Here is a 20,622-nt window from a genome sequence, read left to right as displayed (position 1 = left end):
TGTTTCCAAACTAGTCCCCGACGCCGATTAATTCCTGGCACTGGCCGGGTCAGTATCCGCATGATGAATTTCGCTCCTGCCTGTGAACGCACCGCGAACGCGCTGAGGAACGTGACCGACGATCAGCTCGACGACCGGACGCCGTGCGAAAAGCTGAGCCTGCGAGACCTTGTCGGTCATGTGGGCGGGCTGGCGTTAGCGTTCACCGCGGCCGCGCGCAAGGACTTCGGCCCGCTGACGGACACCCCGCCCGTGGAGGGCGCGCCCCTGGATGAGGACTGGCGTACCGCCTACCCGCAGCGGCTGGCGGAATTGGCGGCGGCGTGGCGTGAGCCGGCGGCGTGGGAGGGCATGACGCGCGCCGGTGGCGTCGACTTTCCCGCCGAGGTCGGCGGCATCGTCGCGCTCACCGAGGTGGTGATCCACGGCTGGGACGTGGCGGCTGCGACGGGCCAGGACTACGACGTCGACCCCGCCACCCTGGAGGCGGTGCTACCGCACGTGACGGCGACTGCCGAGCAGGGGCCGGTCGAGGGATTGTTCGGACCGGCGGTGCCGGTTTCCGATGACGCGCCGATGCTTGATCGGGTCATTGCGCTGAGCGGACGCGACCCGGCGGGCCGCTAGCGGCACACTGGAGAGATGGATCCAGTACTCGCGCTGCGCCAGATCGCGTACTACAAGGACCGGGCCCGCGAAGATCCGCGTCGCGTGATGGCTTACCGCAATGCCGCCGACATCGTCGAGGCACTATCCGAAGCGGAGCGCGATCGACACGGCGCGGCCAACACCTGGCAGTCGCTGCCCGGTATCGGGCCGAAGACCGCCAAGGTCATCGCTGAGGCTTGGGCAGGCGGCGAACCGGATGTGCTCGTCGAATTACGTTCGGCGGTAAAGGATCTCGGTGGCGGTGAGCTCCGCGCCGCGCTCAAGGGCGATTTGCATGTGCACTCCAACTGGTCGGACGGCTCCGCGCCGATCGAGGAGATGATGCTCGCTGCAAAGGAGTTGGGGCACGAGTACTGTGCGCTGACCGACCATTCGCCGCGTCTCAAGATCGCCAACGGCCTGTCGCCCGAGCGGCTGCGCAAACAACTCGACGTCATCGATGAAATACGCGACACCGTCGCCCCGATGCGAATTCTGACCGGCATCGAGGTCGACATTCTCGAGGATGGCTCGCTGGACCAGGAGCCCGAACTCTTGGAGCGGCTCGACGTGGTGGTCGCCAGTGTGCATTCGAAGCTGTCGATGGATGAGCCGTCGATGACGCGCCGAATGCTGAAGGCGGTGGCCAACCCTCATACCGACGTGTTCGGGCATTGCACCGGCCGGCTCGTCACCGGCGGCCGTGGCACGCGACCGGAGTCGAAGTTCGATGCCGAGAAGGTGTTCACCGCCTGTCGGGATAACGGCACTGCTGTCGAGATCAATTCACGTCCCGAACGCCGGGATCCACCAACGAGACTGTTGAAGCTGGCGTTGAACATCGGGTGTGTGTTTTCCATCGACACCGACTCACACGCCCCTGGCCAGCTGGACTTTCTCGGCTATGGCGCGCAACGCGCGCTCGATGCCGGCGTGCCCACGGAACGGATTGTCAACACCTGGTCTGCGGACAGGCTGCTGGAGTGGACGGCGAATTAGTCTGGCAGGTGCGGCATTTCGAGGCCCGGGTCTCGGCCGAGCAGCACGCCGCGCGTCAACGCGGTATTCCCGTAACGCTGTCGCACCTTGTCGACCGCATCGTCGATTGCGACGGTGTCCGCGTGTTCCTCGAACGGCAACTCCAACTGCTGTGCGCCCTCACGATCGATATTCGACACCGCGAACCCGACCAGCGTCAGACCGCGCTCGGCAATCAGCGGAGCGGCCGCCACAACCAGGGCGCGGGCGGTTTCGAGAATGACGTCGGTCGACGCTGTCGCCCGCGGCATCGTGTGCGAGCGAGTGGCTCGACCGAAATCGTCAAAACGCAACCGCAACACCACCGTTCGGCCGGTGCGGCTCGCCTTGCGCATCCGCCGGGTGATCCGGTCGATCAGGTTGACGACCACCGCGTCGACCTCCGCTGCGGACATCGTGTTTCCCGCCCGCCCCAACGCGCGTTGCGCGCCGACCGAGCGGCGGCGCACGCCCGTCACCACGCGGCGGCGATCTATGTTGCGCGACAACGCAAACAGCTGACGGCCCATCGCCCCGCCGACCATCGCAGCGAGCGTCGTCTCGCCGAGTTCGGCAACGTCGGCGACCGTCTCGATGCCGTGCGCATGCAGCTTCTCGGCAGTCTTGGCGCCCACGCCCCACAGCCGCCGTACCGGCAGCGGATGCAGGAAAGCGAGTTCACGGTCCGGCGGGACCAGCAGCAGCCCGTCGGGCTTGGCCTCCTGGCTGGCCACCTTGGCCAGAAACTTGGTGCGGGCGATGCCGACGGTGATCGGAAGGCCGACGCGATCGCGGACGTCCGCTCGCAGGCGGGCAGCGATCTCGACCGGTGTGCCCGACACCCGCCACAGTCCAGACACGTCGAGGAAGGCCTCGTCGACCGAGAGCGGTTCGACCATCGGCGTGGTGTCGTGAAATACCTCGAACACGGCGTCGCTGGCTTGCGAGTACGCCGACATTCGCGGGGGCACCACGATCGCGTGCGGACACAACGCGCGGGCCTGGCGCCCGCCCATCGCAGTGCGCACCCCGTAGGCCTTCGCCTCGTAGCTGGCAGCCAGCACTACGCCGCCGCCGACGATCACCGGCCTGCCGCGCAAGGAGGGGTCGTCGCGCTGCTCGACCGACGCGTAGAACGAATCGAGGTCTGCGTGAAGAATGGTCGGCGGCTGAGCCGCCGAATGGGACGTGGCCCCGGAGCCGGACACGAACATATGTTCGCATCGACGGCCGACAGGTTATGGAGTGCGGCCGTAAATGCTGGTGATCCAGACGTACACCAGCGTGTCGAGCGCAGCGTCTTCCACGATGGACGGTTTCTGGCCGGTATAGGAGGCGAACATCGTCCGCTCGTTCATCAGGTTCAGCGCTGCAGCGAGATCTTGTGCAGGCACGCTCTCCGGTGCGGCGCCACGAACACGTTCGGCGGTGATGACGGCCGCGGTCCGGTCCACCCACTTCTGCATGAACGTCGACCACAGTTCACGGATCTCGGCGTTGGCCCCGGTCGCAGCCACACCCGCGAGCGCGACCGGCAGGTGCGCGCGCAGCGGTTCGAAGAATGCGTAGATGCCGTCGCGCCAGGCCCGCGCGGGGTCGGCGGCGTAGTCCTCGGGGCTACCCTCGAACGTCGCATCGGCCTCCGCGAGCACCCGCTCGAACAGCGTCAGCAGCACCGCGTCTTTCGACGGGAAGTAAAAGTAGAACGTCGGGCGCGAGATTCCGGCGCCTTTAGCCAGGTCATCCACGGAGATCTCGGCGAACGATCGGCCCTGCAGCAACCGCTCGAGCGTGGCGAAAATAGCCAGCTCGCGGTCGTCGCCGGACGGCCGTGTCGCGCGGCGCCCACGGGCTGCACGAGGCTGGCTGACGGTGGTCACGAGGTAAGACTTTACGCTATGTCGAATTTCTCAACACACCGTTGACTCAGTCGACACAGTGTTGATAGCTTTACATCATGACCGAATTTGTCGACGTAGTCATCGTCGGGGCAGGCATCTCCGGCATCAGCGCCGCCTGGCACCTGCAGGACCGTTGCCCGGATAAGAGCTATGTGGTGCTGGAGCGCCGCGAGAATCTAGGCGGCACCTGGGACCTGTTCAAGTACCCGGGCATCCGCTCGGACTCCGACATGTTCACGCTGGGCTTCCGCTTCAAGCCGTGGACGTCTGAGAAGGCCATTGCCGACGGCCCGTCGATCATGGCGTACCTGAAGGAAACTGTTGCCGAGTCCGGCATCGACAAGCACATCCGCTACGGCCAGCAGGTGGTCGGCGCCGACTGGTCCGACGCCGAGAACCGCTGGACCGTGCGCGTCGAGCGCGACGGCGAGGAAGTCGAGATCAAAGCCTCGTTCCTGTTCGCCTGCAGCGGCTACTACAACTACGACCAGGGCTACTCACCGGAGTTCGCCGGATCGGACGACTTCGAGGGCACGATCATTCACCCGCAGCACTGGCCCGAGGAGCTGGACTACGCGGGCAAGAATATCGTGGTGATCGGCAGTGGTGCCACTGCGGTGACTTTGATTCCGGCGCTTGCCAATTCGGGTGCCGGACACGTGACGATGCTGCAGCGCTCGCCGACCTATATCGGCGCGCTGCCCGACGTCGACCCATTCACCGTGCGAACAAACAAGACTCTGCCCGCCAAGCCGGCCTACGTGCTGAACCGGTGGAAGAGCATCTTGTTCCAGTCCGCGCAATACCAGATCAGCAGGCGTTTCCCGCATTTCATGCGCAAGACGCTGATGACCATGGCTCAGCGGCGCCTGCCCGAGGGTTACGACGTCGAGAAGCACTTCGGTCCCAGCTACAACCCATGGGATCAGCGACTGTGCCTTGCACCCAATGGCGATCTGTTCAAGGCGATCCGTGCCGGCAGGGCCGACGTCGTCACCGACACCATCGAGCGATTCACGAAGACCGGCATCAAGCTCACGTCAGGTGAAGAGCTGCAGGCCGACATCATCGTCACCGCAACGGGTCTGAACCTGCAGCTGTTCGGCGGCGCCGCGATCTCGCGCAACGGTGTGCCCGTCGAGCTCACCGACACCATGGCCTACAAGGGCATGATGCTGACGCACATGCCGAACATGGCCTTCACCATCGGCTACACGAATGCGTCATGGACGCTGAAGGCCGATCTGGTGTCGGAGTTTGTCTGCCGCGTGCTGAACTACATGGACGCCAACGGCTTTGACACCGTCGAGCCGCAGCATCCGGGCAACTCGGTCGACGAACGCCCGCTGATGGACTTCACGCCGGGCTACGTGCTACGCGCACTTGACTACCTGCCAAAGGCCGGTCATGTCGCGCCGTGGCGGCTCAAGCAGAACTACCTGCTCGACCTGCGGCTGATCCGGCACGGCAGCGTCGACGATGAGGCGCTGGCATTCACCAAACATCGTGCCGCTGAGCCAGTTTCGGCCTAACGCAGTCAGGCTTGGCTAGTCCTTGGCGACGACGACAATGCCGTCGTCGTCGCTATAGGCGATCTCACCGGGCTTGAAAACCACGCCACCGAACTCGACGGCGACATCCCGCTGACCATCGCCGGTCTTGCTGCTCTTGCGCGGATTAGTGCCAAGCGCCTTGATGCCGATCTCGAGTGTGCGCAGGGTAGCCGCATCGCGAACCGCCCCGTTGATGATCAGCCCGACCCAGCCGTTGTCGACGCCGAGACCGGCGATCAGGTCGCCGACGAGTGCGCTGTGGAGCGAGCCGTCACCGTCGATCACCAGCACCCCGCCGTTACCCGGCTCGGACAGCACAGATTTCAGCAGCGCGTTGTCCTGAAAGCACCGGACTGTCGTGATCGACCCCGCGAACTGCACACGACCGCCGTACTGTTTGAACTGCAGGTCGCAGCTGCGGACGTCCGGTCCGATTTCGTCGACGAGGTCAGCGGTGGGGCGGGGCTCGATGGTCACGCGTCGATGCTAGCCACCACGATGTCGTGCACGTACTGGGCCAAGCCGGGTTCGACGTCGTCGTAGTAGCGAGTGAACCGTTCGTCGGTCAGATACATCTGCACCAGGTTGCGGTGCATCTCGTCGCCGCAGTCATAGAACCGTTCGATCGACGCCCGGTGCCGTCCCGCAAGCGCGTTCCCTTCGTCGGATCCCGGCTCGACGCCGTCGCGCTTGGCCTGAGCCAAGTCCGACAGCAGTGCATCGCCCTCGGCCTTGATCGCGATCCAGTCCTGCTTGCTGAATCGCGAAACCCGTTGCTGCGACTGCTTCCACGCGTCGGTATCGCCCCAACGCTGTTCGGCTTCGGTGGCGTACTCGTCGCTGAATGCGGTGGTGCCGAAGATCTCTACTTGCTCCTCCGCGGTCAGCTGAATGCCGCTGCGGTGTGCGTTCATCAGTTCCTCCACTGCCTTGATGGTGTGCTGAAGTCGATCGGCCTGATCCAGCAGCAATTGGTGTTGGCGCCGCAGGTGCTCGAGCACATTCGCGTCCGGGTCGTCCAGCAGCGCATGGATTTCGTTGAGAGGCATCCCCGCGGAGCGGTACACCAGCACGAGATGAAGCCGCTCGATGTCGGCGTCGGTGTAACCGCGGTAGCCCGCAGGCGTACGGACGCTCGGCACCACAAGGCCGATGTGGTCGTAGTGATGCAGGGTGCGCACGGAGACGCCTGTGAGGGTGGCTACCGCACCGACAGTCTTGGCGTCCATGACGCCACTATCGACCCTGACGCTGTGTGAGGGTCAAGGGAGATTCGATCTAGTCGTCCGAGTGCCTGCGCGCCAGCAGCACGACCAGGATCGCCAGCACACCGGCGGCGATGGCTGCGGCCAGCGGCAGCCGCGACGGCTCGGGGCCGATCAGGGGCACCGGCGCGGGTCCGCTGACGGGGTTACTGGCGGTGGACACCGCCGACTTTGCTTGCGCCGCAGCCTCTTTCGCCGCCGACGCGAGATCGCCGTTGGTGTCAGCCAGTTTCGCGGCCGTCGGAGCCGCCTTCTTTGGTGGTGCTTTCTTGGCTGCGGTCTTTTTGGCGGCCTTCTTAGCGGGGGCCTTCTTCGCAGGCGTCTTCTTGGCCGCCTTGGCCGGTGCCTTCTTCGCTGCTGCCTTGGCCGGTGTCTTCTTGGCGGGCGGTGCGGGCGGTGCGGGCGGTGCAGGCGGTTCGGGGGCGGGCGGGGCCGGATCGAGGCTGGGCGCCGACGACGCCGGCTGCTCTGCCGGTGTTTCGGCGTCAGGCGTTTCGTCGGGTCGATCCTGCTGGTCTGCCATCTGGCTGCTCCTTTGCGCCCGTTCGTCTCCCCGGCAGTGGTTCCCATCATGCCAGGCTGTGAATTGGGCTAACCGGTCACGGCCAGTGCGGCCGCCAGCATCAGCGCAACGGCCATCATCGCCAGCTCAACCACGGCCCGGGACCGCGACACCACGGCCGTGACCCGATGCGAGCGGGCGGCGGGCAGCCACATCGTGCGGTTGCGGTAGGCCAGCAGCAGGAGCAGCACCGTCACCACGACCTTCGCCGACAGCAGCCGTCCGTATGCGGTCGCATACAACTCACTCGGCGCTCCGAGCACGACCAGCGTCCCGAGCACACCGCCCACCAGCAGCGCAGCCACACATGCCAGCGACAGCTGCGAGAACCGCGGCAGCACCCGTGCCCACTGACCGCGATGATCGACCGTGAGCACGAGTGCTGCCAGCGCGCCGCACCACAGCGCCGCCGCCAAGGTGTGCACGGCCACCGCCAACCCGCCCAGTGCGCTCTCGGACAGGTGGCCGGTGAGCGGACGTGCCGCCACTCCCGCGGCCGCGATGCCCGCGACCGCGACGCTCGTCGTTGCCGACCGCGGAGCCGCCACCGCGGCCACGCACACCAGCGCCGCGGCAATCGTGCTGACCAGTCCCGAGCGTCCCGGCGTGGTGTGCACGGCGAAATCGACCGCGGTGTGCACACCCAGCCGCGACAGTGGAACAGAAGCGGCCTGCGCGGCTTCCACCCCCAGCCGGAGCAGCTCGCCGAGCAGCCAGGCTGCGCTGGCGATGGTCAACGGGCCGGTCGCACGGCGCGTCAGCTCGTCGCGGTAGCGGTCGATGTCGAGCATCGGCACCGCGGCAATACCGAGCGTGACCACCGCCGAGAAGTCGGCCGCAGCCCGCGCCAGCGTCGCGGTCAGCGGGATCACTTCTGCCGTCGCACCGCCCACAGCGCGCCGCCGGCGACGATCAGGCCCGCCACGACGAAGAACGGCCACACCGGAATGCCGTCATTCGCCGGGCTCGTGGCCGACGCCGACGGTCCCGGCGTACCCGTGCCAGACACCGTGAGCTTGAACGACCACGACCCCGAGACCACGTGCCCGTCCGCCGACGTCACCCGGTAGTTCACCGTGTAGGTGCCGGACGGACCGAGCGGCCGCAGGCCGACGCTGATGATCGCGCCGTCGACCTGCGGGTCGCCCATCGACCAGAGGTTGTTGTCGGGGCCGACAACCGTCATGGCGGCGAACGTCGGTTGCAGCGGCTCGTTGAATGTCGCGCTGACCTTCTGCGGCGCTGTGGTCAGTTCGGTGTTCTCGACCGGGTCGGTGGCAAGACGGGTCGCGTGAGCCGACGCGACACCGGCCCCCGCCACCGCCGCGGCGGTCAACGAGACGGCCAGCACCAGTGTCGCGATAAGGCGATTCATGCTCGTCGTCGTACCAGTAGCGCCGTCGCCACCGCAACGGCGGCCAGCGCCAGCGCGCCTCCGGCCAGCCAGCGTGCGGCGTTGTCGGCCGCGGGTGCATCCGCAGGGGTCGCGTGAGCCGCCTGGGTCTTCGGCATCGAATCACCATCGCCCGCAGCGATCTTGGCACCCGTCAGCGGGATCTCCGGTGTCGGGTACTCGGGTTCGGCTCCGCCCGGCGGCGTTGCCTGGTCCCACTTGACGACCGTCCCGTCCGAATACGTCTGCGTGGCCGGGAGGCTGAGCGTCGGCGCGTCGGGCAGCTTCACCGAAATCCGAAACAGGCCGAATTGATCCGGCGCGATGCCCGTTCCAGGTGCGGCCGTCCACGTGACCGACCGGACGGTGCCGGCGGCCGCGTCGCGGTCCAGCTTGGCGGTCCAACCCGGCATGGATTCCGTGCTGACCGACGCGACGTTGGGCAGAGCAACACTCAATTGTGTTGTGAGCGCACCTTTCTCGGACTCGTTGGGCACGTTGAAGGTAACCACCGAATAGGAGCCCGGTGTGGGATTGTCGGCAGTCGCGCGAACATGGGCTGACGCGGGCGCGGCGCCGGCCACCAGGCCGATGGATACCAGCGCACCGGCGATGAGGGCGCGCGAAGACGCCCGAGTAGTGAATCGCATTTGATTGTGGCTTTCTTGTGTCGTTGGGGTGTCGGTCAGCAGCGGTGGCTGACCGGCGGACCCCGGTACGACATCGAAGCCGCAATCAGAAGTGTCGAGCGCAGCGGCTGATCGGCCTCGCCGATCACCACGACAGGCGGGCCCGCGACCGGCGCAGCAAGGATCCGCACCGCGCCGCGCACGGCCCGCGACACCGCGCGGCACAGCCGATCGCTTGCAGCGATCAAAAGCGCGCCCGTCCCGATGGCCACCGCGTGCGCGGCGAGCATCACCGCGGCGGGGGGACCCGCGATCGCCGCGTGGTGATGTCCGGCCGCACTGAGGACGAGGTGGCCGCACAGCTGGCCGGCCGCCAGCAGGCCGAGCAACACCCTGGCGTCGGCCGCGCGGGTGACGGCCGCCGCGAGCGCGCCAATCGTCGCGGCCAGCACTGCCAGTTGCGCGACGACCGCACCCGACGGTGGCGCACCGCTACCTACGGCGTGTGCCGCTACCGCCAGCGCTGCGGTTAGCAGGCCCGCGGCTGAACCGCGAAGGCGTGCAGCGGGATTGGCGGCGGGCATGTCGGTCAGATCAGGCCGAGGCGGGCCATCAAGTCGGCGTCGATGCCGTCGAGCTGTTGGGAAATCGCGTCGTGAGCCGCGCGGCGACGCGACGTCGGCATGTTCTCCGCGGCCGTGACGGCGGCCGACAGGTCGTGGAGGCGCTCCGTGATCGCTGCGACGAACTGCTTGGTCTCGGCGTCTTTCGGCTTCTTCTCGGCGACGAGGCGCAGCGACTGCTCGGCGCCCGCGATCCGCGCCGACAGCTCAGCGCCGTGGCCGGAGAACTGGCCGAGCTGACTGAGCGGGACGCCGAGGCGGTCGGCCTTGCGTTCATCGAGATAGCCGCGCGCGGCCATGGCCCCGCGGTAGAACAGCGGCACGACGATCGGCGCGAGCAGCCGGGTCACCGTCAGCACCCGTCGAATTCGGGTGGGGGAGAACAACTTACCTTCGCGCGCCACCTTCAGCTGAGTCTCCGCGACCTTGAGTGCCGCCCTGTCGCTGTCGCGCTGGGCCCGCAGTTGTGCCTTGAGCGCTCGGGTTTCGGACCGGTGCTGGGACTTGATGCGGCGGGCTTCGTTTTTCGCGGCGAGCTTGGCCTCGAGCTTGGCCTTGGCCTTGATGGCGCGGGCCTCGGCCCGGCGAGTGGCGCGGGTTTTGCGCTTGAACAGGCTCATCCCGGCGGCCTCCGGTCATCTTGGCGGGCGAATCATGACAAAGCAGCAATGGTTTCAGCCCAACATTATCGTCCCGGGTAACCGTCGGTTTCGACGTGTCCTCCTCGCGGGTACGTTCAACTCCACAGCGAACCGTTTGCCCTGGCTGTGCAAGAATGACGGGTCTTGTGAATGGGCGGCTGCCGACGCCTTGAAGGGTGGTGACCACGTGGGTTCGCGGGTGCACAGCGCCGCGTCGGCCTGCTTCGTGGCTGTTGGCCTATACCTGTATGGCCTCGGCGGCGCGCTGGCAATCGCCGAGCCCTCAGCGTCATCAGAGTCGCCGTCCGGTACGCATTCACACGACGTCCATGGCAACAGGCCGAAGAACGATTCCGTTGGCAGCGGCGGCTCGAAAACCAAAACCGAAAAGGAGCCGCAGACCGCCGACGACAAACCTGGCAACGGCGACAATCCGGGCAACGGCAACTGCGGCAACGACGGAAGCAACGGGAACGCGCACGGCTGCCGCGGCGGAAGCACCGAGACGAGTCCGCCGGGTCCGTCGACGACCAACTCCACGACGGAATCGTCGACAAAGACGACGACGTCGCGAACGACTACCAGTCGAACAACGTCCAGTGAGACGACGTCCAGCGAGACGACGTCCAGTGAGACAACGTCCAGCAGCAAGACCACCACGACATCCAGCGAGACCTCCACCCCCGCGACCTCTTCGGTGGGCGTGCCCGGACCCGGTGGAGGTGGCGGTGGGAGCGGCGGCGCCGTCGACGTGCCGTCCGGGCGCCCGGCAGTACCGGACATGCAACTGCCGCCAGCGTCCGAACCATCCGCGATCGACGTCGTTCCAGGCGTCGGAGCAGCGGCCGTTGAGCTCCCGATCCCGCCGATCACCCTGCCGGTCATCGTCGCGCCTGCTGCGGGCCTTGGCTCAGGGTCGGCAGGCCTTCCGGCCTTGCCGGCGGCTCCTCGCGCCGGATCGGCAGAACCACCTGCTGGCCGAGAGCCGCTACCTGCAAATGTGGGCAGCAACTTGGCCGTGCCGGCCGCGTCATACCGGCTCGGCTACTCCGACTATTTACGGAATGCAGGATTATCCCAGGTAGCGGCCTTGGCAGTACCCGGCGTAACGGGCATGCTTGTACTCACCGGCGCCGGGGGATGGGTGGGATATCGCCAGGCGAAGGCGGGCCATGCGGTACACACAAACGGCGCCGCAAGGTTCGTGAACTGACAAACTCTCCGCCCTTTGGGGTCGGACAGCGCATAGTGGACTCGTCGAGAAGGGGGTTGTATGCCTGCCAGCCGCCGCGTCACCCGTGCCGTAAGCGCGGTGCTCGAACTCGCCCCGCGACGCGGGGAAGTGTCATTGCCCCGCCTCGTTGATGCAGTGAGCGAGGACCGCGCCCGGCCGATTGACCTCAAGATGGCCGACCTGCCCCCCGGAGTGTGTGGGCAGTGGCGCCAGTACGCCGACCGCGACGTCTTCCTGATCCAGAAGGGGCTACCCGCCTGGGACCGCACGTTGGCCCACGAGCTCGGCCATCTGGTGCTTGGACACGAAGGCATCCCCGTGGTCCAGGCAGCCAGGGAGAACACCGAGATGGCAAGCTCCGACCTGATCGGCTACATGCTGAACCAGCGGACGGGCTGCATGGGTCCTGCGGGTGAGGACGCCGAGCAGGAGGCCGAGGACTTCGCGGCACTGCTCATCTACCGCCTTGGGCGGCTTCCGTCGGATCGCTCCTCGATAGTTCAGGTCCGGCTCGGAGAGGCGTTTGGTTGATCATCTGGGTGATCGCCGGTCTGCTCGGATTGGCGACCGGCCTCCGCATCGGCTGGGCCCTGGTCAACAAGCAGTCTCTGGTTAGCACCGCGATGATCCTCGCCCTGGGCAGCCTGGGGCTGGTCGCGGCGTTGAATTGGCAACCGTTGACGCTGCTGATCGATGAAGGACTGCGCTGGCACAACCTTGCGATGGGGTTGTCGCAGCTCGCATTGATCGGCTGTGCGGCAGGCAGCTGCGTGATGATCACGACAGTCGCGTCGGAGAAGTCGCCGGCGACAATTCGAAAAATTGCTATTGCGCAGTACAGCGTTGCCGGCGTGATCGCGGTGTCGAGTCTGGTGATCTTCTTCGCTGCGGGCCAGCAACCGGAGATGTCGCCGCAGGAGTATCTCAAGAAGAACCTGGGCTCCAGCGACGGAAGGGTGCCGTGGCTGCTGCCGCTGCTCTACGTGCTGCTCGCGCTGACCCTGGTGTCGTGGGCCGGGATGCGGCACTCCAACCGCAGCAGGCGCGGCCGCGCGCTGTTCGTGTTCACTCTCGGCATCGTGCTGATCGTGTTGGCGTCCGCATTCTTCTTGCTGCGGGCCGCCGGCAGCACGGGGCTCGTCGGAGTCGGCGCGGCGGCCACCCTGCTCGGCTGCGCGATGCTGGTCGTCGCCGCGGGCTCGCTGCTGCCCAGCGTCGAGGATTGGTTCGGAGCCCGCTACGAGCTGCGGACCATCCAGCCGCTGCTCACCGAGCTCGGCCGGCGCCACCCGGACATCGGCATCGGGGTACGACCCCGCGGCCCGCTGGTGTTCCGCGTCGCCGAACGGATGTCGCTGATCTCGGATGCTCTGTTCCTTGAGGCCACCTCCGCCGACGCGGCGCGCAAACGACCGGTAAGCGCACCACCCGGGCGGGAGCTCGATGAGGACGACGACGAATCTCAGCTCGAGACACCGTCGGTGCCGCCGCAGCAGCAGGCACGCAGGATCGCGCAGTGGATTTACGACGGCCGAGAAGAAGCGCCGGACGATGCCGGCGCTACCTTCCCGGGACTTGGCTGGCTGCGCCAGCCGACGTCATTTTCGGATCGCGAATGGATCCTCGAGATCGCACAGCAGTATCGCCAGATGGCGATCTCCAAGAGTGGGACGGCCTAGAAGACCGAATTTCCCAAATTCGCCGGACACCACGTTGTGGCGAGCGGCGGGCTAATCGTCCAGGTGCTCCCGGCGACGCAGCTCGTCGACCTTAGAAACAATGTCCTGCTGGGCTTCTGCGGACAGGCCAACCGTGCGCGCCGCAATACGGCGAACACCCTCGTCGCGCATATTCGCCAGCCAGGTCAATTCCTTGTCAAGCTTCTCGTAGTACTCGTCGTCGGTGAAGTAGGCCGGCTTGATCCGGAAGAAGTTGGCAAGGGCTGCCATGGTGGCTGCCGAGGGGTTGGTGCGGTTGCCTGAGCGGAGCTGCGACAGGTACGGAGCAGACATCGTGACGCCTTCTGCCTTGAGCGCGGCGATGACTTCGGCGGACGTATGCGGGCCACGACCGGGCGGGTAAACCGTGTCGAACAGGCGGTTTAGCCGGGCGGCGAACGTTTTGCTCATCGAATTGACCTCCACTTACTTGACGAGCGGGTTTCTGGGGCGGCGTATTTGCTGATCATCGTAGCGAGACTTGTGCCAACAACCAAGTGCAAACCGCGGAAAAGTTAACCCGCCTTTTGTTTCGTGAGGCCGCTACAGGTCTTAACGGCGCCGTCGGTGTCTACCGGCACCGTCATCCTACGATGCGGCGAAGCAAATAATAACGGTTGCCTGACGGTGACTTTCCTGGAAGTTGCACACAGTTCGTCACAGGAATGCTGATGTTCACCACGGGCAACGTTGTCGGTGCGAAAGGAAGCGGAAACCGGAGTTTGCTAGTTGCGGATGCAAGCGGGTGCAACGGACACCTGCCGGCATGCTCCCCGGCAGTTGACGCCCGATAGCGAGCCGACCGTCAGAAGCTGGTCAGTCGTTCGACCGACAGTAGCCAGCCGCAGGACCCTCCGGGCTGGACGACGATTCGAGCGGCACCGGCGAAGCAGAATGCTGGCGACGGCTGCGAACCAGGGTCACCGCGGCTCTGGTTGCTGCAGCCGCGGCCACCGCCCCGGTAACTGGGAGCGCTATCGATCGGAGACCAATCGCTGTATCGAGCAGTATCCAGATTCCGAAGAGCGCAAACAGCACACTGGCCAACCCGTGTAGGAAGCGTTCAGGCAATCGCTTGTGCAGCACCGCGCCGACCGCGATGGCCACGCCGTCGGCGAACACCATGCCCGCTGTCGCACCGATCCAGACGCCCGCCCAGTTGTGATCACTGGCCAACGCGACGGTGGCCAACATCGTCTTGTCGCCGAGCTCGGCGAGAACGAACGACGAGACGACGGCCAGCAGCACATGCCGCGGCGCGGCGATCTTGATCTCGCTGCTGTCGCCGCCCTTGCGGCCCTCCCGCCAAGTCCACACCGCGAACAACAGGAAGGCGATCGCCGCGGCGAACGCGATCGGGCGGTCGGGCAACGAGAGGCCGAGGAAGTGGCCGATCGTCACCGAAAGGCCGTGCACCATGAACGACGCGATGCCGACCCCGGACAGCACCACCCACCACCGGTGACGCAGGGCGTAGGTCATGGTCATCAGTTGCGATTTGTCGCCGAGTTCGGCGACGAACACGACCGAGAGACTGACCAGTGCGGCGGTGAGCATGTGGACGACCTTTCGACACGTCGCCGACGGGTCAATTGCTCGCGACCCGTCAGACTTCGGTCGAAGGTCTCGCCCACCGCATTGCGGTTCGTCGGCCGGGCTGTACGCCAGTATGTCGACTCGACGATTGGGGGCTACTCCCCTTCGCTGACTTCGTCGAGGATAGTGGCGATTTCAGGGCTGCGCCACTTGGCTGGCGAGTTCGGCTGCCCGAATCCAGTGTTCAGGACAACGAATCAAATGGTTCGAAAACCCTTATGCCGCAAGCAGCATCGCCAAGATAGCGGTGTCGGGATGGCTGATGGGATCGACGCCGACGCGGCTCACCATCGACGTCACGGTGCCGTCGGCTTCTGCTTCGACCCACGCGGCGCGATGCTCGAGACCCAGATACGGAAGCCCCGGCAGCAGTACGCAACCCGATGCCGCGCCGGTGCACTCCGGCAGCGACGGCATGGTTTCCGATGGCGGGTGCAGCATGAGCAGTGCGGGCGGCTGATGCTCCGCGAAATGCCCTGGGGGCACGGCTGTTTCACCGACCACTGTGCCTTCGGCCACCACCAGCCCAACGGTTCCGGGCACCGGCGCGTCGGGAAGCTCCTCGCGCGCACCGAAAATCGTTGTGGTGGACAGCAATCCGGGCAGTGACGCGATGCGCACCGCGACTATCAGTAGCTGTGCCCATTCCTTGGTCGAGTCCGGCCACCGGCCGGATACCACGAACCCTTTGAGCGACCCGCGCGAATGGAATGGGGCGATCTCGATCGCCCGGTCAGATCCGTTCTCCATCTCGCCTCCGCGCCATCGGTGTTCGGGTACCTCCGCGACACGCCTATGGGTCGATTTGACCAGAATGAGGCAGGTCAAACCTGCTAGCAAGCGGACACGCACAAGATCAACGCGCCCGGACCGTCCACAGCACGCGATAGGAACCCGCCGCCGGTACCCAGCCGAACTGCCGCGAGTCGACAACCCCGGCTGCGCGCGGATTGTCCGACCGGGCTTCGAATGTCGCGCTGCGGCCGCGGCCACGCACATCTCCGACGCGCTTGACGAGCCACCGCGACGGCAGAGTGGGGTCTGGGAACACGCGCAGTTGGCCTCGTCGGGGGGCGCCACCGCCCAGTGCGAGCAGTCCATCGCCGGGATTGAGGGTGGGCCGCATTGAATCCTCGACGACGGCAAAGCGGCGCAGCGGCCACCGTCGCCGCGGATGGTTTCCGTCCACACCCAAAGGGTAGGTTTAGGAACATGCTGCATCGACTTTTCGCCAACGCAACCCCTGCCCATGCCCACTGCGATCTGTACTGCGGCGTCTATGACCCCGCCCAGGCCAAGATCGAGGCGCTCTCGTGCCTGAAAACCCTTCAGAAGTACGCAGACTCCGATGACGAGCACTTCAAGACCCGCGCCATCCTCATCAAGGAGCAGCGGGCCGAAGAGGTCAAGCATCACCTGATGGTGCTGTGGGCCGACTTCTTCACCAAGGAGCACTTCGAGCAGTTCCCGAATCTGCACCAGCTGTTCTGGGACGGCGTGCACGGCGCGGGTGAGGTCAAGAAGTCGCTCGACGTCGCCGTCGCCGAGAAGCTGCTCAAAACCATCGACGAGATCGCCGACATCTTCTGGCAGACCGAGAAGGCCAAGGGCATGGGCGTCTACCCGCCCGCCTGACAAGGCTCAGCCCCGTCTACAACGAATCCCCGGCTCACGATGAGCCGGGGATCTTTTTTGCCGCGAATCAGAACAAGACGATGAGGGCGAGAACGCCCAGCAGAATGAGCGCGATGACGCCGGCGCGCAGACACGCCATCATCTGGCCGCGCGTGTAGACGTTGGCCGTGCTGTGCCATTCAGACGGCGGTACAGCTGAACCGGGACCCATCGGATGTGACGCCATCAAACCCTCCTGACCTGCACGATCTTTGGCCCTCCCCCAGTGAGATCTGTCACAAACAGCTCGTGTGACGCCGATCATAACCCCTCTTGTTCCGCGTGAAAAATCGACACCTTGCATCGCGAAACCCCCGTCACTGAGCGCCGACGGGTGGGTCGTGACCACGCTGTGGATAAATCCAAGGCTGGCGGCTCACCGACGGGCGGGCGCGCCGCAGTCAGCAAACACGTCGCGGCGCCGTGCGTGCACCGAATTGAGTCGATATGTGTCGCCCGAATGGCCGACACAGCCGGCGGCAGCCCAGTGCTTGCCTTCGGAAACTTAGTGAGGCAACCCATTTCGCTCGGCGGCAGTCAACCTGTTGATCGCCGGGCCGTCCGCGCGCAAAGTTATCCACAATAATTCCCAGCAAGCCCACAGATTGGGCGGCTCAAACGGGGTTTGACCCGTTGACGGCCTGTGGATGAACTTGTGGAAACTGTGGATAGTCACGAATTGCTGACATCGAATCGACGTGCCAGTCAGCGCCTCCGGCAGTAGAGCGCTGACACGGCGCCGTGTCAGCATTAGCGGTATGGATGAGGTCGAGGTCACGCAAGCTCCGATCGCCGATGTTCCCTCGACGTTCGACGGGTCCGTGGTGCTGCTGGACGTTCGTGAGGACGACGAATGGCAGCGGGGTCATGCACCTGGTGCCAAACACATCCCGATGAGCGAGGTGCCGTCGCGCCTAGGCGAGATCGACGCCGACGCGACGCTGTTCGTCGTGTGCCAGGCCGGTGGCCGATCTCAGCGCGTCGCCCAATACCTGGCTCGCAACGGATACGCCCCTGTGAACGTCTCGGGTGGCATGTTGGCGTGGGCCAGTGCCGGGCGTCCCGTGATCACCGACGACGGCGCTATAGGCGTCATCTGAGCCGCTGTCGCTAGGCTGGTCCGATGATCCAGGTGTGTTCCCAGTGCGGAACGCGGTGGAACGTGCGCGATCGAAGGCGGGTCTGGTGCCCGCGGTGCAACGGGACGCTGCACGCGCCGTCGGGGCCGCCGCCTGGTACCGAATGGCGGCCGACAGCTTCTCCGCTCGGGCAGGGCAACCGGCCGCCTGGCCGGCCACTGCCGCCCGGATACCGCTGGATCGCGGTGCGCCCAGGCGCGGCGCCGCCGCCGCGACGCCGCTCGCGGGCTCTCGGCCCAACTCCTCGCTACGGGGCCATTCCGCGATGGGGTCTGGTCGACCACTTCGAGACGTCTGACGTGCAGACGGCCGCCGCTCCGCGAACCGGACCATCGCTGGCAATGGTGCGTGGCGCGCTGGTCGCGACCATCGTGATGCTCGGCGTGGCCGCGTTCGTACACGTGGTGCGGTATGTGCTGCTCATCGTCAACCGATCGATTTTGTTGAACAAGATCGTGGCGTTCGCCGCCACCTGGGCCGGCGTGCTCGTCAGCGTCATTGCACTGTTCATGGTCGTGGCCAGCCTGGTGGTGCTGACCAATTGGCTTATCGCGCGGCGGGCCGCCGCCTACGCGCATCACCGCCGCGACGATCCCCGCTCCGCGGCGGCCCTGCGCCTGGGTTGCCTTGTGCCGCTTGTGAATCTGTTCTGGGCGCCGGTGTTCGTGCTCGAGTTGGCGGGCGTCGAAGAGCGGTTGAACTGGCTGCGCAGACCGATCGCGACGTGGTGGATCGTCTGGGCCTTCAGCTACGTGTTGTCGATCTTCTCGATCGCGACCAGCTTCACGCAGGATGCGCAGGGCATCGCAGACAACACGGTGACCACGATCGTCGCCTACCTGCTGACCATGGCGGCGCTGCTGTTGGCCATGAAGGTGTTCCTCGGCTTCGAACGCCAGCCCGTGGAACGCTCGACCAGGCGCTGGGTGATCGTCCGCGACGACCAAAAAGCCGAAAAAGCCCAAGCCCCGGCCGTTGCGGTTGAGTCTGAAGGCCAGGACCCGGCAGCATAGCCGTATGAACTCGGGCGACGGCCTGCTCGGCGGCCATCCGTTCGTGGTGGCGCACCGGGGCGCATCGGCCGAACGTCCGGAGCACACCCTGGCCGCCTACGAACTGGCGCTCAAAGAAGGCGCCGACGGCGTCGAGTGCGACGTTCGACTCACCCGCGACGGGCACCTGGTATGCGTGCACGACCGGCGGATCGACCGGACGTCGAACGGGACCGGCCTGGTCAGCGAGATGACCCTGGCCCAGCTACGCGAGCTCGACTTCGGGGCTTGGCATCCCAGTTGGCGGGCCGACGGCAGCCACGGCGACACCGGCCTACTCGCGCTCGACGACCTGGTCTCGCTTGTCCTTGACCACAACCGGCCAGTCAAGCTCTTCATCGAGACCAAGCACCCGGTGCGCTACGGCGCGCTGGTGGAGAGCAAGGTGCTCGCGTTGCTGCATCGCTACGGCATCGCGTCCCCGGCGTCGGCGGATCTTTCCCGCGCGGTGGTGATGTCCTTCTCCGCCGCGGCGGTTTGGCGGATCCGGCGCGCTGCCCCGATGCTGCCGACGGTGCTGCTGGGCGAGACCTCCCGCTATCTGGGCGGCGGCGCGGCCACCACCGTCGGCGCGACCGCGGTTGGCCCCTCGATCGCGACGCTGCGCGAGCACCCCGAGTTGGTCGACCGCGCCGCGGCTCAGGGCCGCGCGTTGTACTGCTGGACTGTCGACCACTACGAGGACGTCCGCTACTGCCGCGACGTCGGGGTGGCGTGGGTCGCGACGAATCACCCCGGCCGCACCAAAGGGTGGCTGCAGGACGGGCTGACCGGCGCGGGTCGCGACTAGCCAGGTTTGGCGGCGTCCAGAACGTCCTGCGGGACAGGCGAATCCGACGTCAACGCGGCGAACAAGCGGCCCGCGGCGTCGCTGTTCCAGACCACGACGGAGCCGGAGTCGCTGCCGGTGAACTCGCCGATCGGCACGGTCGTGGTGGTGATGTCCCCGTGCAACGACCATGCCAGTCGGGCCAGATCCCAGATGTGGGCACCTTGATCGACGGTGAGTGCGCCGTTGACCGCGTGCGCCATGGGATACCAGCGCAGCGGATTGAGCAGCACCGCAGGGCTGGCGGCGCGATGCATCAACGCCTCCATGAACTGTCGCTGGTTGACCATCCGATCCAGGTCGGCCCGCGGGGTGGCGCGGGTGCGGACAAAGCCGAGCGCATTGCGGCCGTTGAGCTTCTGACAACCCGCCGGCAGGTCGATGCCTGCGAGCGGGTCGTTGATCGGTTCGGCCGGGCACATGGTCACGCCGCCGACCGCGTCGACGAGGACGGCGAAACCGGCGAATCCGATCTCGGCGTAGTGATCGAGTCGGATTCCCGTGGCCTGCTCGACGGTCTGCGCCAACAGCGGGGCCCCACCCTCGGAGAACGCGGCGTTGATCTTGTCCTCGCCGTAGCCGGGAATCGGCACGTAGGAATCGCGAGGGATCGACACCATCGTGGTCGGCGCGCTTGACCCGAAGGCCGGCACATGCACGAGCAGGATGGTGTCGGTGCGGCCGTTGCCCAAGTCGTCGCCGGTGGTCAGCTCGGCCTGCTGTTCGGGGGTCAGGCCCTGGCGGCTGTCCGAGCCGACCAGCAGCCAGGTCGTGCCCTTGCCGGTGGCAGGCCGCTCAGGGTAGTCGGCGAGTGCGGGGATGCGATGCAGCGAGGTGTCCATCCACCATCCGCCAGCCACCACCGCGACGACGAATACCAACAGGAATGCGAACAGCATGCGGCCCCAATATCGTTTGCGCCGTGGCCTTTTCGGCTTCGGCGGGGGAGGTGGCTGCTGCGTAACCGGCGGCGGCCGCCGTGGCGGAGGTGGCGGCGGTGGACGACGCGGTGGCGGGTTGGGCCAGGGCTGGGCCGGCGGTGGCGGTGGCGGCCGATAGTTCGGATCTCGACGAATCACTTGTGACGGCTCCCGGCGGGGCGGCCTTGGGTCGCGAGCCGGTGGCGGTGGCCGGTTGTCGTTCACAGC

The 20,622-nt window shown here is 66.3% G+C and carries 26 protein-coding genes; 9 read left to right on the top strand and 17 right to left on the bottom strand.

Annotated elements, in window-relative coordinates:
* The first annotated feature begins 60 nt into the window (after positions 1 to 60).
* Together MYCSM_RS30125 and MYCSM_RS30120 are read left to right on the top strand one after the other, a co-directional pair.
* Positions 61 to 627, top strand: a complete 567-nt coding sequence (locus tag MYCSM_RS30125) for a TIGR03086 family metal-binding protein (protein WP_041312860.1) — start codon at positions 61 to 63, stop codon at positions 625 to 627.
* Between the two features lie 15 nt (positions 628 to 642).
* Positions 643 to 1,647 carry a PHP domain-containing protein gene (locus MYCSM_RS30120; RefSeq protein ID WP_015309967.1) on the top strand — a complete coding sequence of 335 codons (1,005 nt, stop codon included), beginning with the start codon at positions 643 to 645 and terminating at the stop codon, positions 1,645 to 1,647.
* Here MYCSM_RS30120 and dinB read toward each other — a convergent pair.
* Complete coding sequence (dinB, locus tag MYCSM_RS30115) at positions 1,644 to 2,879, bottom strand: DNA polymerase IV (protein ID WP_015309966.1); 1,236 nt, start codon at positions 2,877 to 2,879, stop codon at positions 1,644 to 1,646. The genes MYCSM_RS30120 and dinB overlap by 4 nt on opposite strands.
* A gap of 24 nt (positions 2,880 to 2,903) precedes the next feature.
* Positions 2,904 to 3,545, bottom strand: coding sequence for a TetR/AcrR family transcriptional regulator (locus tag MYCSM_RS30110; protein ID WP_015309965.1), 642 nt, complete (start codon positions 3,543 to 3,545; stop codon positions 2,904 to 2,906).
* 77 nt (positions 3,546 to 3,622) lie between these two features.
* Here MYCSM_RS30110 and MYCSM_RS30105 point away from each other — a divergent pair, with 77 nt between their 5' ends.
* Positions 3,623 to 5,098: a flavin-containing monooxygenase gene (locus MYCSM_RS30105; RefSeq protein ID WP_015309964.1), complete on the top strand. Its 1,476-nt coding sequence runs from the start codon at positions 3,623 to 3,625 to the stop codon at positions 5,096 to 5,098.
* A gap of 15 nt (positions 5,099 to 5,113) precedes the next feature.
* Here MYCSM_RS30105 and rraA read toward each other — a convergent pair whose 3' ends face one another.
* From rraA to MYCSM_RS35420, 9 genes are all read right to left on the bottom strand, one after another.
* Positions 5,114 to 5,596, bottom strand: a complete 483-nt coding sequence (rraA, locus tag MYCSM_RS30100; RefSeq protein WP_015309963.1) for a ribonuclease E activity regulator RraA — start codon at positions 5,594 to 5,596, stop codon at positions 5,114 to 5,116.
* Positions 5,593 to 6,348 carry a MerR family transcriptional regulator gene (locus MYCSM_RS30095; protein WP_015309962.1) on the bottom strand — a complete coding sequence of 252 codons (756 nt, stop codon included), beginning with the start codon at positions 6,346 to 6,348 and terminating at the stop codon, positions 5,593 to 5,595. The genes rraA and MYCSM_RS30095 overlap by 4 nt, the downstream gene beginning before the upstream one ends.
* Positions 6,349 to 6,397: 49 nt before the next feature.
* On the bottom strand, positions 6,398 to 6,907 hold the full coding sequence (locus MYCSM_RS30090; RefSeq protein WP_015309961.1) for a hypothetical protein: 510 nt from the start codon (positions 6,905 to 6,907) through the stop codon (positions 6,398 to 6,400).
* A 68-nt stretch (positions 6,908 to 6,975) separates the two neighbouring features.
* The gene (locus tag MYCSM_RS30085; RefSeq protein ID WP_015309960.1) at positions 6,976 to 7,818 is read right to left on the bottom strand and encodes a CopD family protein; all 843 of its coding nucleotides are present in this window, start codon (positions 7,816 to 7,818) and stop codon (positions 6,976 to 6,978) included.
* Positions 7,815 to 8,321: a copper resistance CopC family protein gene (locus MYCSM_RS30080; protein ID WP_015309959.1), complete on the bottom strand. Its 507-nt coding sequence runs from the start codon at positions 8,319 to 8,321 to the stop codon at positions 7,815 to 7,817. The genes MYCSM_RS30085 and MYCSM_RS30080 overlap by 4 nt, the downstream gene beginning before the upstream one ends.
* A complete protein-coding gene (locus MYCSM_RS30075) occupies positions 8,318 to 8,989 on the bottom strand; it encodes a YcnI family copper-binding membrane protein (protein ID WP_015309958.1) in 672 nt (223 codons plus the stop codon). Before MYCSM_RS30075 ends, MYCSM_RS30080 begins: the two co-directional genes overlap by 4 nt.
* A 35-nt stretch (positions 8,990 to 9,024) precedes the next feature.
* The gene (locus MYCSM_RS30070; RefSeq protein ID WP_015309957.1) at positions 9,025 to 9,552 is read right to left on the bottom strand and encodes a hypothetical protein; all 528 of its coding nucleotides are present in this window, start codon (positions 9,550 to 9,552) and stop codon (positions 9,025 to 9,027) included.
* 5 nt (positions 9,553 to 9,557) lie between these two features.
* Positions 9,558 to 10,211 (bottom strand): DUF6474 family protein, encoded by a 654-nt coding sequence (locus tag MYCSM_RS30065; protein ID WP_015309956.1) that lies wholly within the window; start codon positions 10,209 to 10,211, stop codon positions 9,558 to 9,560.
* Positions 10,212 to 10,265: 54 nt separating this feature from the next.
* The gene (locus MYCSM_RS35420) at positions 10,266 to 11,015 is read right to left on the bottom strand and encodes a hypothetical protein (protein WP_051073840.1); all 750 of its coding nucleotides are present in this window, start codon (positions 11,013 to 11,015) and stop codon (positions 10,266 to 10,268) included.
* A 490-nt stretch (positions 11,016 to 11,505) separates the two neighbouring features.
* On the opposite strand from MYCSM_RS35420, the gene MYCSM_RS30055 reads away from it, so the two are divergent.
* Entirely contained in the window at positions 11,506 to 11,997 is a 492-nt protein-coding gene (locus MYCSM_RS30055; RefSeq protein WP_015309954.1) for an ImmA/IrrE family metallo-endopeptidase, read from the top strand.
* A complete protein-coding gene (locus MYCSM_RS30050; RefSeq protein ID WP_041312856.1) occupies positions 11,994 to 13,145 on the top strand; it encodes a hypothetical protein in 1,152 nt (383 codons plus the stop codon). Before MYCSM_RS30055 ends, MYCSM_RS30050 begins: the two co-directional genes overlap by 4 nt.
* A gap of 51 nt (positions 13,146 to 13,196) precedes the next feature.
* Here the strand turns inward: MYCSM_RS30050 and MYCSM_RS30045 are convergent, their stop codons facing one another.
* The 4 genes from MYCSM_RS30045 to MYCSM_RS30030 form a co-directional block, all read right to left on the bottom strand.
* Positions 13,197 to 13,595: a helix-turn-helix domain-containing protein gene (locus MYCSM_RS30045; protein WP_015309952.1), complete on the bottom strand. Its 399-nt coding sequence runs from the start codon at positions 13,593 to 13,595 to the stop codon at positions 13,197 to 13,199.
* 405 nt (positions 13,596 to 14,000) lie between these two features.
* Complete coding sequence (locus MYCSM_RS30040) at positions 14,001 to 14,741, bottom strand: TMEM165/GDT1 family protein (protein ID WP_015309951.1); 741 nt, start codon at positions 14,739 to 14,741, stop codon at positions 14,001 to 14,003.
* Between the two features lie 255 nt (positions 14,742 to 14,996).
* Entirely contained in the window at positions 14,997 to 15,530 is a 534-nt protein-coding gene (locus MYCSM_RS30035) for a hypothetical protein (protein ID WP_015309950.1), read from the bottom strand.
* Between the two features lie 106 nt (positions 15,531 to 15,636).
* Positions 15,637 to 15,906, bottom strand: coding sequence for a hypothetical protein (locus tag MYCSM_RS30030; RefSeq protein ID WP_015309949.1), 270 nt, complete (start codon positions 15,904 to 15,906; stop codon positions 15,637 to 15,639).
* 86 nt (positions 15,907 to 15,992) lie between these two features.
* Between MYCSM_RS30030 and sodN the strand changes: the two genes are divergently transcribed.
* A complete protein-coding gene (sodN, locus tag MYCSM_RS30025; protein WP_015309948.1) occupies positions 15,993 to 16,415 on the top strand; it encodes a superoxide dismutase, Ni in 423 nt (140 codons plus the stop codon).
* Positions 16,416 to 16,482: 67 nt separating this feature from the next.
* Here sodN and MYCSM_RS37920 read toward each other — a convergent pair whose 3' ends face one another.
* Positions 16,483 to 16,641, bottom strand: coding sequence for a hypothetical protein (locus MYCSM_RS37920; RefSeq protein WP_015309947.1), 159 nt, complete (start codon positions 16,639 to 16,641; stop codon positions 16,483 to 16,485).
* A 571-nt stretch (positions 16,642 to 17,212) separates the two neighbouring features.
* Here MYCSM_RS37920 and MYCSM_RS30020 point away from each other — a divergent pair.
* From MYCSM_RS30020 to MYCSM_RS30010, 3 genes are read left to right on the top strand one after another with little or no spacing between them, the layout of a single operon-like run.
* Positions 17,213 to 17,554, top strand: coding sequence for a rhodanese-like domain-containing protein (locus tag MYCSM_RS30020; RefSeq protein WP_015309946.1), 342 nt, complete (start codon positions 17,213 to 17,215; stop codon positions 17,552 to 17,554).
* Positions 17,555 to 17,577: 23 nt separating this feature from the next.
* On the top strand, positions 17,578 to 18,606 hold the full coding sequence (locus tag MYCSM_RS30015) for a DUF4328 domain-containing protein (RefSeq protein WP_015309945.1): 1,029 nt from the start codon (positions 17,578 to 17,580) through the stop codon (positions 18,604 to 18,606).
* A 4-nt stretch (positions 18,607 to 18,610) separates the two neighbouring features.
* Positions 18,611 to 19,435 (top strand): glycerophosphodiester phosphodiesterase, encoded by an 825-nt coding sequence (locus MYCSM_RS30010; RefSeq protein ID WP_015309944.1) that lies wholly within the window; start codon positions 18,611 to 18,613, stop codon positions 19,433 to 19,435.
* Here MYCSM_RS30010 and MYCSM_RS30005 read toward each other — a convergent pair.
* Complete coding sequence (locus MYCSM_RS30005; RefSeq protein WP_198344980.1) at positions 19,432 to 20,619, bottom strand: LCP family protein; 1,188 nt, start codon at positions 20,617 to 20,619, stop codon at positions 19,432 to 19,434. The genes MYCSM_RS30010 and MYCSM_RS30005 overlap by 4 nt on opposite strands.
* Positions 20,620 to 20,622: the final 3 nt, after the last annotated feature.

It is taken from the genome of Mycobacterium sp. JS623 (assembly GCF_000328565.1).
Lineage (GTDB): Bacteria > Actinomycetota > Actinomycetes > Mycobacteriales > Mycobacteriaceae > Mycobacterium.
The sequence above is the reverse complement of the archived record's forward strand: the minus strand, read 5'-3'. Positions and strand labels throughout refer to the sequence as shown.

Coding starts and splice junctions, on each gene's coding strand:
- MYCSM_RS30125 (WP_041312860.1), top strand. CDS start 61: ATGATGAATTTCGCTCCTGCCTGTGAACGCACCGCGAACGCGCTGAGG.
- MYCSM_RS30120 (WP_015309967.1), top strand. CDS start 643: ATGGATCCAGTACTCGCGCTGCGCCAGATCGCGTACTACAAGGACCGG.
- dinB (WP_015309966.1), bottom strand. CDS start 2,879: ATGTTCGTGTCCGGCTCCGGGGCCACGTCCCATTCGGCGGCTCAGCCG.
- MYCSM_RS30105 (WP_015309964.1), top strand. CDS start 3,623: ATGACCGAATTTGTCGACGTAGTCATCGTCGGGGCAGGCATCTCCGGC.
- MYCSM_RS30095 (WP_015309962.1), bottom strand. CDS start 6,348: ATGGACGCCAAGACTGTCGGTGCGGTAGCCACCCTCACAGGCGTCTCC.
- MYCSM_RS30090 (WP_015309961.1), bottom strand. CDS start 6,907: ATGGCAGACCAGCAGGATCGACCCGACGAAACGCCTGACGCCGAAACA.
- MYCSM_RS30080 (WP_015309959.1), bottom strand. CDS start 8,321: ATGAATCGCCTTATCGCGACACTGGTGCTGGCCGTCTCGTTGACCGCC.
- MYCSM_RS30075 (WP_015309958.1), bottom strand. CDS start 8,989: ATGCGATTCACTACTCGGGCGTCTTCGCGCGCCCTCATCGCCGGTGCG.
- MYCSM_RS30070 (WP_015309957.1), bottom strand. CDS start 9,552: ATGCCCGCCGCCAATCCCGCTGCACGCCTTCGCGGTTCAGCCGCGGGC.
- MYCSM_RS30065 (WP_015309956.1), bottom strand. CDS start 10,211: ATGAGCCTGTTCAAGCGCAAAACCCGCGCCACTCGCCGGGCCGAGGCC.
- MYCSM_RS35420 (WP_051073840.1), bottom strand. CDS start 11,015: ATGTCCGGTACTGCCGGGCGCCCGGACGGCACGTCGACGGCGCCGCCG.
- MYCSM_RS30055 (WP_015309954.1), top strand. CDS start 11,506: ATGCCTGCCAGCCGCCGCGTCACCCGTGCCGTAAGCGCGGTGCTCGAA.
- MYCSM_RS30045 (WP_015309952.1), bottom strand. CDS start 13,595: ATGAGCAAAACGTTCGCCGCCCGGCTAAACCGCCTGTTCGACACGGTT.
- MYCSM_RS30040 (WP_015309951.1), bottom strand. CDS start 14,741: ATGCTCACCGCCGCACTGGTCAGTCTCTCGGTCGTGTTCGTCGCCGAA.
- MYCSM_RS30035 (WP_015309950.1), bottom strand. CDS start 15,530: ATGGAGAACGGATCTGACCGGGCGATCGAGATCGCCCCATTCCATTCG.
- MYCSM_RS30030 (WP_015309949.1), bottom strand. CDS start 15,906: ATGCGGCCCACCCTCAATCCCGGCGATGGACTGCTCGCACTGGGCGGT.
- sodN (WP_015309948.1), top strand. CDS start 15,993: ATGCTGCATCGACTTTTCGCCAACGCAACCCCTGCCCATGCCCACTGC.
- MYCSM_RS37920 (WP_015309947.1), bottom strand. CDS start 16,641: ATGGCGTCACATCCGATGGGTCCCGGTTCAGCTGTACCGCCGTCTGAA.
- MYCSM_RS30020 (WP_015309946.1), top strand. CDS start 17,213: ATGGATGAGGTCGAGGTCACGCAAGCTCCGATCGCCGATGTTCCCTCG.
- MYCSM_RS30015 (WP_015309945.1), top strand. CDS start 17,578: ATGATCCAGGTGTGTTCCCAGTGCGGAACGCGGTGGAACGTGCGCGAT.
- MYCSM_RS30010 (WP_015309944.1), top strand. CDS start 18,611: ATGAACTCGGGCGACGGCCTGCTCGGCGGCCATCCGTTCGTGGTGGCG.